We start from the raw sequence: 13,116 nt of genomic DNA, 5'->3' as shown, positions 1-13,116 counted from the left end.
ATCCTTTTGTCTGATCAGATGTCGAGCAGGATGCGTTCCGGGTTCTCGATGCATTCCTTGACGCGTACCAGGAAGGAAACGGCTTCGCGGCCGTCAATGATACGGTGGTCATAGGACAGCGCCAGATACATCATCGGACGGATTTCGACTTTGCCGTCGATTGCGACCGGGCGCATCTGGGTTTTGTGCATGCCGAGGATACCGGACTGCGGCGCATTCAGGATCGGCGAGGACAGAAGGGAGCCAAACACGCCACCATTCGAAATGGTGAACGAGCCGCCGGTCATTTCATCCATGCCCAGTTTGCCGTCACGCGCACGTTTGCCGAAATCGACAATGGTGCTTTCGAGGTCGGCAAAGCTTTTCTTTTCAGCCGAACGGATGACCGGAACAACCAGACCCTGCGGGGTACCAACGGCAACGCCGATATCGCAGTAGTTCTTGTAGATGAAGCTGTTGCCATCAATCTCGGCATTGACCGCCGGCCATTCGTTCAGCGCGGTGGTGCAGGCCTTGATGAAGAAGGACATGAAGCCGAGCTTCACGCCGTGTTTCTTTTCAAAGCCGTCCTTGTACTGGTTACGGCAGGCCAGAAGGTTGGTCATGTCCACTTCGTTATAAGTGGTCAGCATGGCCGCGGTGTTCTGGGCTTCTTTCAGGCGGCGCGCGATGGTCTGGCGCAGCTTGGACATCTTGACGCGTTCTTCGCCTTCGCGCAGTTCGCGTTCCGGCTTCGGAGCAGCAGGTGCTGCCGGTGCAGCAGCAGCCGCGCGCGGAGCCGATCCACCACCTTCGAGGAAGTTCAGAACGTCGCCCTTGGTCAGGCGGCCGTCTTTGCCGGTTGCCGGAATTTTCGACGGATCGAGATTTTTGTCTTCGACCAGTTTGCGAACGGCAGGCGGCAGCGGATGATCGGTATTGGCCGAGGTCGAAGCCGCCGGTGCGCTTGCTGCCGGGGCAGCAGCCGGTTTGGCTTCTTCTTTTTTCGGCTCTTCTTTCTTCGGTTCTTCGGCTTTTTCTTCTTTGGCCGGAGCCGGAGCAGCGCCTTCGGCACCTTCCTTGATCATGGCGATCAGGGCGCCGACTTCGACTTCGTCACCTTCCTGGGCGACCAGTTCGGCAATCGCACCAGCGACCGGTGCGTTGACTTCGACGGTGACCTTGTCGGTTTCAAGTTCGACAATCGGTTCATCGGCTGCAACTGCATCACCGACTTTTTTGTACCATTTCGCAATTGTTGCTTCGGTAACAGACTCGCCCAGCGTGGGAACTTTAACTTCAGTCGCCATTTTTTCCTCGACCGTTTTTTCTATCAGACAGTTTGGGCCTGCCCGAATACGAATGAATTCTGAATGTGCGGGTCGGACGGGCGGTTTCCCGCCCGTCCGGTAAAGTTATTTTACGCTCAGCGCGGCATCGACCAGTTCGGCCTGTTCGCGCAGGTGAGCCTTGAGCAAGCCCGTTGCCGGGGACGCGGCAGCCTTGCGACCGACATAGATCGGGCGGCTGGCCTTGTGTTTGATTTCAGACAGCACGCCTTCGATACGACGATCGACGAAGTACCACGAACCCATGTTTTCGGGTTCTTCCTGACACCAGACCACGTCGGCATTCGGATATTTGGCAAGTTCTTCTGCCAGTTCCTTGGCCGGCCACGGATAAAGCTGTTCGACGCGCACCAGGGCAACATCATCAATCCCGCGGTTTTCACGTTCGGCGAGCAGATCATAATAGACCTTGCCCGCAGACAGGACGACGCGTTTGACCTTTTTGGCATCGGTCAGCTTGCCGGTTTCGCCGATCACGGACTGGAAGATGGTCCCCGGTCCGAAGTCGGACAGCGGCGAGACCGCCTGTTTGTGACGCAGAAGCGATTTCGGCGTCATCAGAACCAGTGGCTTGCGGAACGAGCGGCGGATCTGGCGGCGCAGGATGTGGTAATAGTTTGCAGGGGTCGTGACGTTGGCCACCTGCATGTTGTTTTCACCACAAAGCTGCAGATACCGTTCCAGACGGGCGGAACTGTGTTCCGGACCCTGACCTTCGTAACCGTGCGGCAGCAGCATCACCAGACCCGACATGCGCAGCCATTTGGCTTCGCCCGAGCTGATGAACTGGTCGATGATGACCTGTGCACCGTTGGCAAAATCACCGAACTGGGCTTCCCACAGAACCAGCGAATGCGGTTCGGCAAGGGTGATGCCATATTCGAAGCCCAGAACACCGGCTTCGGACAGGGGCGAGTTGAGGACTTCAAGCTCGGCCTGGCCGGTACGGATGTTGTTGAGCGGAGTGTATTTTGCCTCGTTGGTCTGATCGACCAGTTTTGCGTGACGCTGCGAGAAGGTGCCGCGCTGGCAATCCTGACCGGACAGACGCACCGGTGTGCCTTCGCACATCAGGGTGCCGAATGCGAGGGCTTCACCGGTTGCCCAGTCAATGCCTTCGCCGGTTTCGAACATCTTGGCCTTGGCCTTGAGCTGGCGCAGGATTTTCTTGTTGATGTCATAGTCGCTGGGCGGGGTCGAAAGAGCCCGGCCAACTTCCTGCAACAAGTCGTTTTCCACACCAGTCTGACCGGTCCAGTCCGCATCTTCGCCGTGCGAGGAGGCGAGGCCCGACCATTTGCCTTCGAGCCAGTCTGCCTTGTTCGGGCGATAGGCTTCGGATGCCTTGAATTCATCGTCAAGGTGGCTCTGGAATTTCTGATCCAGTTCCTTGACGCGTTCTTCGGTCAGAAGGCCTTCCTTGACCAGTTTCTGCGCATAGATGTCCTTGGTGGTCGGGTGTTTGCCGATCACGTCATACATCTTGGGCTGGGTGAAGGCCGGTTCGTCGCTTTCGTTGTGACCAAAGCGGCGATAGCAGAACATGTCGATCACGACGTCCTGTTTGAATTCCTGACGGAATTCGGTCGCGATGCGTGCGGCGTGAACCACGGCTTCGGGGTCGTCACCATTGACATGGATGATCGGCGCCTGAACGACCTTGGCAATATCCGAGCAGTAAGGCGAGGAACGGCTATCGGACGGCTTGGTGGTGAAACCGATCTGGTTGTTGACGACAAAGTGGATCGTACCGCCGGTACGATAGCCTTTGAGGTGCGACAGATCGAAGGTTTCAGCGACAAGACCCTGACCGGCAAAGGCCGCATCCCCGTGAAGGAGGATACCCATGACCTGTTCGCGTGCCGTGTCCTTGCGCTGTGCCTGTTTGGCGCGGACCTTACCCAGAACGACGGTGTTTACCGCTTCGAGGTGGGACGGGTTCGCGGTCAGCGACAGGTGAACAACGTTGCCGTCAAATTCACGGTCGGCGGATGTCCCAAGGTGATATTTGACGTCACCCGATCCCATCACGTCGTCCGGCTTGGACGGGTTGCCCATGAATTCCGAGAAGATCGCCTGGAATGGTTTGTTCAGAACGTTCGCCAGAACGTTCAGACGACCACGGTGCGGCATGCCGAACACGACCTCGCGGATGCCAAGCTGGCTGCCGCGTTTGAGGATCTGTTCGAGAGCCGGCATCAGGGCTTCGCCACCATCAATACCGAAACGCTTGGTGCCGACATATTTGGTGTGCAGATAGTTTTCGAAACCTTCGGCTTCGACCAGACGTTCAAGGATGGCTTCCTTGCCGCGTGCGGTAAACTGTGTCTGGTTGCCGATGCTTTCGACGCGCTGCTGAATCCAGGATTTCTGTTCAGGTTCCTGGATATGCATGAATTCGATGCCGATCGAGCCGCAATAGGTTTTGCGGGCCAACGATACGATCTGACGAATGGTCGCGGTTTCAAGGCCAAGAACATTGGCGATGTAGATCGGGCGATCCATGTCGGCTTCGGTGAAGCCATAGGTTTTCGGATCGAGTTCCGGGTGCGGATCGCGCGGGGCAAGACCCAGCGGATCAAGATTCGCTTCGAGATGGCCGCGCACGCGATAGGAGCGGATCAGCATCAGGGCGCGAATCGAATCATGTGCCGCGGCACGGATGGCGTCGGAGCTTACCGGCGCACCCTGTGGTGCCGCATGAGCCGCCGGTGCGTAGCCGCCATTGGCGGGACGTTCGGCGTGACCCTGTGAGACGTCGTAACCTTCCATACCGCCAACAACCTTGGTTTCCCGCGGCTGCCAGCTGGGTCCCTGCATTTCGGCAAGGAGATCGGAGGCGTCGTCCTGCAACCCGTCAAAAAACTCGGCCCAGCTCTGATCAACCGCAGACGGGTTGCTCTGATACCGGGCATAAAGTTCAGCGATATAAGTTGCGTTCGACTCGTTCAGAATCGTGTCGATATCTTGAGGTTTCATTTGTGGTCTTGGAAGGCATGGTCCCGAAAGAGACCACGCCTCCCCATGCCTTTCCTCTGACTACCCTGATTACCCGTTCAAAGCCTTGAGCATGGTCGAGCCAAGGCTTGCCGGGGAATCGGCAACAAGAATACCAGCGCTGCGCATGGCTTCCATTTTCGCATCCGCAGTGCCCTTACCGCCGGAGATGATCGCACCGGCATGGCCCATGCGTTTACCCGGAGGCGCGGTTACACCAGCAATAAAGCCGGCAACCGGTTTTTTGACTTTGGAAGCCTGCAGGAATTCACATGCTTCTTCTTCGGCGGAACCACCGATTTCACCGATCATGATGATGCCCTGGGTTTCAGGGTCATTCAGGAACAGTTCAAGGCAATCGATGAAGTTGGTGCCGTTGACCGGGTCACCACCGATACCGATACAGGTCGACTGACCCAGACCAGCGGCCGTGGTCTGTGCGACTGCTTCGTAGGTCAGCGTACCGGAACGGGAAACGATACCGATTTTGCCGCGACGGTGAATGTGGCCCGGCATGATGCCGATCTTGCATTCGTCCGGCGTGATGACGCCCGGGCAGTTCGGACCGATCAGACGGGTGTTCGAACCCGAAAGGGCGCGCTTGACGCGAACCATGTCGGCAACCGGAATGCCTTCGGTGATGCAGACAGCCAGTTCGACCTTGGCGTCGATGGCTTCAAGGATCGCATCAGCCGCGAAGGGCGGCGGAACATAGATGACCGATGCATTGGCACCGGTAACATGGACCGCTTCGTCAACGGTGTTGAAGACCGGCAGGTCAAGGTGCTTGGTGCCGCCTTTACCCGGGGTCACGCCGCCAACCATTTTGGTGCCATAGGCAATTGCCTGTTCGCTGTGGAAGGTACCCTGCGAACCGGTGAAACCCTGGCAGATAACTTTGGTGTTTTTATCGACGAGAACAGCCATAGTTACGCGGCCTCCTTCACAGCTTTGACCACCTTTTCGGCGGCATCGGCAAGGTTATCGGCCGAAACAATCGGCAGACCCGATTCTTCGAGGATTTTCTTGCCAAGTTCGACATTGGTGCCTTCGAGGCGAACGACCAGCGGAACGTTCAGGCTGACTTCGCGGGCTGCTGCCACAACGCCGTCTGCGATCACGTCACAACGCATGATACCGCCAAAGATGTTGACCAGGATGCCTTCGACATTCGGGTCAGACAGGATCAGTTTGAACGCGGTCGTAACGCGTTCCTTGGTGGCCCCGCCGCCAACGTCGAGGAAGTTTGCCGGTGCGCCGCCATAAAGCTTGATGATGTCCATGGTTGCCATGGCAAGGCCAGCGCCGTTGACCATGCAGCCGATGGTGCCATCGAGCTTGATGTAGTTGAGGCTGTGTTTTGCAGCTTCGAGTTCGGCCGGGTTTTCTTCGTCTTCGTCGCGCAGTTCTTCGATGTCCGGATGACGGAACAGCGCGTTGTCGTCGAAGTTCATTTTGCAATCGAGCGCGATGATGTCGCCGTCGCCGGTGACGACCAGCGGGTTGATTTCAACCATGGCAGCATCGGTTTCGAGGAAGCAGTTATACATGGCGGTCATGAATTTGACCGCCTTGGAAACCTGTTTGCCTTCGAGGCCCAGTGCGAATGCGAGTTTACGGCCATGGAAGCCCGAGAAACCGGCAGCCGGATCGATGTCAACGGTGACGATCTTTTCCGGGGTTGCTTCGGCAACTTCTTCGATGTCCATGCCGCCTTCGGTGGAGGCCATGAAGATCACGCGCGAAGTGGCACGGTCAACAAGCAGCGAAAGATAAAGTTCGCGTGCGATGTCGCAGCCTTCTTCGATATAGACGCGTTTGACTTCCTTGCCATCCGGGCCGGTCTGGTGGGTGACCAGGGTCGCGCCGAGCATCTGACCGGCATTGGTGCCGACTTCCTCGACGCTTTTGACGACGCGAACGCCGCCCTTGTCGCCAGCGGTTGCTTCCTTGAAGGTGCCTTTACCGCGGCCGCCTGCATGGATCTGTGATTTCACCACGTAAACCGGGCCAGCCAGGGACTGGGCCGCTTCGGTGGCTTCCGCAGCGGTGTATGCAACCTTGCCGTTCGGCACGGTCACACCGTATTTGCGAAGAATTTCTTTCGCCTGGTACTCATGAATATTCATGTTCGGTCGCTTTCTTGCCTTCCGTACGATTTCCTGTGGGTCAGAAATCGTGGTTTCAATGTCCCTGCTTCATAACGGGACGTTGTTGCGAGGCCCGCGTTCATTGACGTTATAATAACGACAATGAATGAAAAACGGGCCGGTCACTGACCAGCCCGCTTCGCGATCTTAGAGCATGCCCTTGGCAGCTTCGACGAGGCCGCGAACAGCGTTCACGGAATTGTCGAAGTTTGCCTTTTCGGACTCGTCGAGATTGATCTCGACGATGCGTTCAACACCGCCAGCGCCCAGAACGACCGGGACGCCGACATAAAGGCCGTCAACGCCGTATTCGCCGCTAAGGTAAGCAGCAACCGGCATGACGCGTTTCTGGTCTTTGAGGTAGCTTTCGGCCATCGCGATTGCCGAAGCAGCCGGGGCGTAGAAAGCGGAACCGGTTTTCAGAAGAGCGACGATTTCAGCGCCACCGTCACGGGTGCGCTGAACGATCTGGTCGATCTTTTCCTGGGTGGTCCAGCCCATTTTGATCAGGTCGGGAACCGGGATACCGGCAACGGTCGAATAACGGATCGACGGGACCATGGTATCGCCGTGACCACCAAGAACGAAGGCGGTGACATCCTTGACCGAAACATTGAATTCTTCGGCGAGGAAGTAACGGAAGCGGGCAGAGTCCAGAACGCCAGCCATGCCGACAACTTTCTTCGGATCGAAGCCGGTTGCCTGCTGCATCACCCAGACCATCGCATCAAGCGGGTTGGTGATGACGATGACGAATGCGTCCGGGGCATGTTCCTTGATGCCCTGACCAACCTGGGTCATGACCTTGGTATTGATGCCGATGAGGTCATCACGGCTCATACCCGGTTTGCGGGCTACACCGGCAGTCACGATAACGACATCAGCGCCTGCGATGTCCTTATAGTCACTGGTGCCCTTGAGGTCGGCATCAAACATGTCGACGGGGGAGGATTCAGCAATGTCGAGAGACTTGCCCTGTGGCATGCCATCAACGATGTCGAAAAGGACGACGTCGCCAAGCTCTTTCAGGCCGACGAGGTGGGCCAGAGTACCACCAATATTGCCGGCACCGACGAGCGCGATCTTGTTGCGGGCCATTCCGTTACCTTCTTCCCTATTGCGCTTCCGAGGCGTCGAAACTCAACTTGGGAGCGCGATTGAAAATTTAAACCTGCGAACGCGAAAGAATCGTTCGTAAACACCGAGTGTCGTAAACTGATTCGGCCGCTTTTACAAGGGGAAACGCCGCTGTTTTCACGAGGAAAACCGCCGGTTCCCGGTTTGTTGCAACTATTGTCTAAACGCTTAAAAACCAATCATGTTGCAGATGCGAATAAATGCAAATCGGCAGCAAAACCAAAGCCTGTTTGCGCCTTGGCACTGCCTAAAGGAAAGGCAGGTCACGCTTTTGCCGCGAATTGATGCGCATGATCTTATCTTTTGACGTCCAGCCTTGCAGGAAATGGCCATCTGCCATGCGGCAGGCGGTGCATGAGGAAATCGTGCTTCAGGCAGATTCTGCATTTTTGCAAAGACAAATGCACGCCAGACGCAAGAATCGGCATGCCAACCCGCACCTGCTGGTGATTTTTTGTGCCAAAATTAAACCTGTGTGGGTGGAGTCGTTTTTGAGGCGTTCAAATTCGCCCGAAGTGTGCCCGGTTCGGGTGCTACGTCAGATGCGGCATGTCGAGATATTCCTGGCTGCGCATTTCGGTCATGCGTGACACGGTGCGCTGGAATTCAAAGGAATAATCGCCGTCGGTATAGATTTCCGACGGATCGCATTCAATCGCACAGATCAGCTTGGTTTTATGTTCATACATCGCATCGATCAGGGTTCCGAACCGTTTGGCCCAATCACGGCGCGAGTCCGGCAGTTTCGGGATCAGGTCAATGACGATGGTGTGGAAATGGGTGGCAATCGCGATGTAATCGCCCGGTCCGAGCGGTTTGGTGCACAGTTCATCGAATGTGAAGCGCGCCACACCGGCCCCGGCGGCGGAAATTTCGATCTTGCGGCCCTTGTTGGTCAGGCTGTCGGGTGCGACGCGTGCACCTTCGGTGACGGTTGCGAACATCTCGTCAATTTTGGCTTTCGCATCGGGACCTGCCGGGAACAGGAAGACGTCGGCCGCCGTCAGATTGCGCATGCGGTAATCGGTCGGGCTTGCCAGTTCGAGCACATCAAGTTTCTGTTTGATCATGTCGATGAAGGGCAGGAAGTTCTGGCGTTGCAGGCCGTCCTTATAGAGATCATCGGGCATGCGGTTGGATGTCGTGACAATCACCACGCCATGATCGAAAAGCTGTTCGAACAGGCGGCCCAAAATCATCGCATCGGTGATGTCGGTGACCTGCATTTCATCAAAGCATAAAAGCCACGCGTCCTTGGCCAGATCCTTGGCAATTGGCGGGATCGGGTCGGCGTCGTCCTTTGATTTGGTTTTGCGGAAACGGTGCATGCGGTCATGCACATCCTGCATGAAATCGTGGAAATGCACCCGGCGTTTGCGATCCACCGCGACGGTTTCGTAAAACAGATCCATCAGCATGGATTTACCACGCCCGACCTCGCCGTAAATATAAAGGCCCTGGGGCGGTTCGGGTTCTTCGCGGCGGCGCGTCAGGCCAAACCGTTCGCGCCAGCCGCCCGAACCGGTTTGCGGTTCGTAATGGTTCAGCGCCTTGAACAGGCTTTGCAGTTTTTCGGCGCAGAGTTCCTGCATGGGATCATGGGACAATTCGCCCGCGGTGATTTTCGCGCGGTAACGTGAAAGCGGGCCGTCGGTCATCAAGGATCTCGTCATGCAGTGAAAAGGAACAAGGAGGCAAAGTCATAGCGCCAAGCTGCTTTGCAATGCAACATGCCGATGTGACATAGGTGTTTACGCCGTGTTTTGGAATCAGATCAGGCGCATCTTTTTAAACAGCCAGATTTCAAATACCACGATCCCGGCCAGAATGATTGATACGCCCATAAAGCCAAACGGGCTTTGGGCGGCGGGGACCCCGCCGACATTGATGCCCAGAAGCCCGGTCACGAAACTGATCGGCAGGAACAGACCGGCGATCACCGTCAGCCAATACATGGTGCGGTTCATGCGTTCGGTTTCCAGCGCCATCATGTTTTCATTGACGATCTGGATGCGTTCGCGAAGGGAATCAAATTCTTCGACCAGGCGGATGGTTTTATCGGTCAGCGTGCGCGCACGGCGTTTATAACGTTTATCGGTCCAGGCGGTTTTATGTTCGACATACTGGGCCAGCGCATCGCGTTGCGGGGACAGGTGACGGCGCAGACGCAAAAGCTGATTGCGGACATCCGAACAGCGCCGACGCAGCGGCAGGGTTTTGTTTTCAGGCGTGCCTTCCTGATCGTCTTCGATGGTATCGACGTTTTCTTCAAGGCCAAGGACGACATTATCGACGCGAAATACCAGCCGTTCGGCGACGGTGAGGACGAAATCATCGGGATTGCGCGGCGCGTTATTCTGCGCAATCGCGGCCCGGATATCATCAAATGCCTTCAGCGACCGGTTGCGCAGCGTAATCACCAGATTGCCCGATACCCAGAAGCGGGCCGAAATCATATCGGCGGGATCATTTTCGGCGTTCAGATTGACGCCCCGCAAATTCATCGAATAGCCATGATCATAAAAGAATACCGATGGCCGGGTGCCCCGCGTGGACAGGTTATCGGCAATGGTAGGATCAAGCCCGACAATATCGATCAGCCAGCGCCGAACACCATCCGCCATCCAGTCAAGATGCACCCAGAGAAATTCGTGTTCACCGGTTTCGGGAAGGTTTTTGCTGATATCCTGCCATTCAAGGGGGGTTCCGTTGCCGTCGCTATCGAGTTTGAACGCATTGATCAGGGCGGATGAAGGCATATGGGGCTCCGTCTGATATGGGGGCCGTTAAGGGAACGAAACGGGACGTGATTCGTTATCGACGACAGTGTAACCTGTTTGCAAATCAGGAAAAACGGGTTTTGGGCATTTGCCCGCCAGAGGCCAGTATGGAATATCTATCATGACGACAGTTCGACCCATTGTAATGTGGATTATGGCGACAATAATGTCCGCCGTCCTGATCACCGGCAGCGCGCAGGCGCAGGACAAGACGCAGGATAATCCCCAGAAGATCGAACTGGAAAAAGGCCAGCAGCTTATATCTGGCTGGAATGACAGTCTTGACGAGATTGACGCGGCTCTGTCGGATGGGGAGGTCACCGGGCGGCTGTTGAATGAGAGCCGGGCGAAGGTGGAAACCGTCACCGAGGGGGCCGGAACCCTGCAATCGAGTGCGGCGGAGCGCCTGAACCGGCTTAACGCCGCCCTTGGCAAACTGGGCGAACCGCCCGCCGAAGGCCAAAGCGAAGTCCCCGCCGTTGCCGCCGAACGATCCCGGCTGAATGATGCGATTGCCGAAATCAGCGGCGTGATCAAGCAGGTTGAGCTTGTTGATTTCCGCGCGACCGAGGTTTCCGATCATCTGGCGCGGATTTCGCGCGAACGGTTTACCCGCCGTATTCTGGGCCGGGTTGACGTGCCGTGGGACGGGGAAACCTGGGGCCAGGTGTGGTCGGGCGCGATTGAGTTGCCCGATATGGTGCGCAGCCGCTATGCCGATCTTGATCTTGAAGGGCAGATCGGTGACGAACTGGCCGAGGTCGCACCGGGACTGGTGTTGCTGGCGTTTATTGTGATGGCCGCCCTGATTGGGGGCGAGGTCGTGGTGCTGCGCTGGTTGCCGGAACGCTGGCAGAGCGTGCCAAAGGAAGACCGGGTTTCGCTGATATCGGGGACGCGGTTCCTGTTTACGGCGATGGTGCCGGGTATCGCACTTGTCATTGCCTATCAGATTGTCGATCGCCAGCCCGACCTTCTGGCCGGAAGCATGGGTGATTTCATCTATCAGTGCTTTGCGGCTCTTTTGTTCCTGCTGTTTGTCGGGGCGGCGATCCGCAGTATTTATTCTCCGTTCCTGCCGGGGATGCGGCGCGCGGGCACAACCGCGACGGGGGCGCGGGTTGTCGGGCTTTTATCGTTGCTGGCGGCGGTGATTTACGCATCCGATCTGGTGCTTTTGCAGGGTGCGACCACGCTTGGCACGTCGCTTGAAATCGCGCTGGTGCAAAGTGTTTCGAACGTTTTCCTGATTTCGATCATTCTGTTTGTCTGTTCGCTTGGTGTATTCTGGGAACATAGCGGACCGGACCGGCACGAATTATGGGCCAAGGCCGAAAGACGGTCACGCCGTGGGTTGCGGATCGTGGCGGTGCTGCTGCCGATTCTCAGCATCCTTGGTTATGTCGCACTCGCGCGGTTCATCCTTGAAAACCTGATGATGGGGCTTGCCTTTATCACCAGTTACTGGCTGCTGCGTGGTTATGCGCGGGCCCTTGTGCATACCTATCTGGTGAAACCAGACGCGCCCGATGATGACGGGACCAGTGATGCGGTGCATGGCACGCTTTATTTCTGGTTACGGGTCACGATTGATGTCGTGATGTTCACGATTGCCGTGCCGTTGGCGGTTCTGATCTTTACCGATATCGCGTGGGCGGACCTGATTGATGCCGCGGAAAAGGCGTTTATCGGCATACAGGTGGGCGGGATCAATTTCTCGCTCCGCGCCATTCTGATCGCGATTTTGCTGTTCCTTGTGGTTCTGGGCGTCATGCGGTTTTTCCAGCGGATGCTCAATACGCGCGTTCTGCCCAATACCAAGCTTGATGAAGGTTTGCAGCATTCGGTTTCGGCGATTTTCGGTTATGTCGGGATCTGCCTTGCGGTGTTACTGGCGATTTCGGCGGCGGGGATGGATTTGTCCAACCTTGCGATCATTGCCGGTGCGATTTCGGTCGGTATCGGTTTTGGCATGCAAAGTATCGTCAGTAACTTTGTGTCGGGCCTGATCCTTCTGATCGAACGGCCGATCAAGGTTGGCGACTGGATCGTGGTCGGGGCCGATCAGGGGCTGGTCAAGGATATCCGGGTGCGCGCGACCGAGATCGAAACCTTTGACCGGTCATCGGTGGTGATCCCGAACTCCGAACTGATTTCCAACCGGGTGATGAACTGGACATTGAAGGATCGCAGCGGGCGCGGGATTGTCCGGATCGGGGTTTCATACGGATCGGATGCCAACAAGGTGCGTGAAATCCTGCTTGAGATCGCGGATAAGCGCCGCGAGATTCTCAGCTATCCGGCACCACAGGTGGTGTTTATCGATTTCGGCGCCAGCTCGCTTGATTTCGAATTGCGCTATTTCCTGCGCGATATCGGCGATGTTCTGGCGGTGGCCAGTGCCGTGCGCTTCGAGGTGCTTGAACGGTTCCGCGTGGAAGGGATCGAAATCCCGTTCCCGCAGCAGGATCTGCATCTGCGCGATATCGACAAGCTGGCGGATGCCATCCGCAATGCCGGGCGGGGTGACCCCAAACCGGTGATCGAGGCGAAGGATGATGTACCCGAAGTCCGTGATGGCAATGGGGATACGGATGGTGCCGCCACAGACCCGGCCACACCGCCATCGACCGCCAAGGATGAAAACCGCGACAAGGATGCGGCTGCGCGCAGTATCCCCGATGCCGGGGGCGACCCGGACGGGGATGCACCGCGTTAACGCAC

General features: G+C 56.9%; 8 protein-coding genes. 1 reads left to right on the top strand and 7 read right to left on the bottom strand.

Going from position 1 to position 13,116, the window contains the following annotated elements; translation table 11 throughout:
- Nucleotides 1-14: 14 nt before the first annotated feature.
- From odhB to TH468_RS04460, 7 genes are all read right to left on the bottom strand, one after another.
- On the bottom strand, nucleotides 15-1,289 hold the full coding sequence (gene odhB, locus TH468_RS04490) for a 2-oxoglutarate dehydrogenase complex dihydrolipoyllysine-residue succinyltransferase (RefSeq protein ID WP_085642345.1): 1,275 nt from the start codon (nucleotides 1,287-1,289) through the stop codon (nucleotides 15-17).
- A 105-nt stretch (nucleotides 1,290-1,394) separates the two neighbouring features.
- A complete protein-coding gene (locus tag TH468_RS04485; protein ID WP_085642344.1) occupies nucleotides 1,395-4,307 on the bottom strand; it encodes a 2-oxoglutarate dehydrogenase E1 component in 2,913 nt (970 codons plus the stop codon).
- Nucleotides 4,308-4,376: 69 nt separating this feature from the next.
- A complete protein-coding gene (gene sucD, locus TH468_RS04480) occupies nucleotides 4,377-5,252 on the bottom strand; it encodes a succinate--CoA ligase subunit alpha (protein ID WP_085642343.1) in 876 nt (291 codons plus the stop codon).
- Nucleotides 5,253-5,254: 2 nt separating this feature from the next.
- On the bottom strand, nucleotides 5,255-6,484 hold the full coding sequence (sucC, locus tag TH468_RS04475) for an ADP-forming succinate--CoA ligase subunit beta (protein ID WP_223305232.1): 1,230 nt from the start codon (nucleotides 6,482-6,484) through the stop codon (nucleotides 5,255-5,257).
- Nucleotides 6,485-6,622: 138 nt separating this feature from the next.
- The gene (mdh, locus tag TH468_RS04470; RefSeq protein ID WP_007089203.1) at nucleotides 6,623-7,573 is read right to left on the bottom strand and encodes a malate dehydrogenase; all 951 of its coding nucleotides are present in this window, start codon (nucleotides 7,571-7,573) and stop codon (nucleotides 6,623-6,625) included.
- A 572-nt stretch (nucleotides 7,574-8,145) separates the two neighbouring features.
- The gene (gene zapE / locus TH468_RS04465; protein WP_085642342.1) at nucleotides 8,146-9,270 is read right to left on the bottom strand and encodes a cell division protein ZapE; all 1,125 of its coding nucleotides are present in this window, start codon (nucleotides 9,268-9,270) and stop codon (nucleotides 8,146-8,148) included.
- A 111-nt stretch (nucleotides 9,271-9,381) separates the two neighbouring features.
- Nucleotides 9,382-10,371, bottom strand: a complete 990-nt coding sequence (locus TH468_RS04460) for a zinc transporter ZntB (protein WP_085642341.1) — start codon at nucleotides 10,369-10,371, stop codon at nucleotides 9,382-9,384.
- A gap of 187 nt (nucleotides 10,372-10,558) precedes the next feature.
- On the opposite strand from TH468_RS04460, the gene TH468_RS04455 reads away from it, so the two are divergent.
- A complete protein-coding gene (locus tag TH468_RS04455; protein WP_085642340.1) occupies nucleotides 10,559-13,111 on the top strand; it encodes a mechanosensitive ion channel domain-containing protein in 2,553 nt (850 codons plus the stop codon).
- Nucleotides 13,112-13,116 lie beyond the last annotated feature (5 nt).

The organism is Thalassospira sp. MCCC 1A03138, assembly GCF_002115785.1.
In the GTDB taxonomy this organism is placed as follows: domain Bacteria; phylum Pseudomonadota; class Alphaproteobacteria; order Rhodospirillales; family Thalassospiraceae; genus Thalassospira.
The sequence above is the reverse complement of the archived record's forward strand: the minus strand, read 5'-3'. Positions and strand labels throughout refer to the sequence as shown.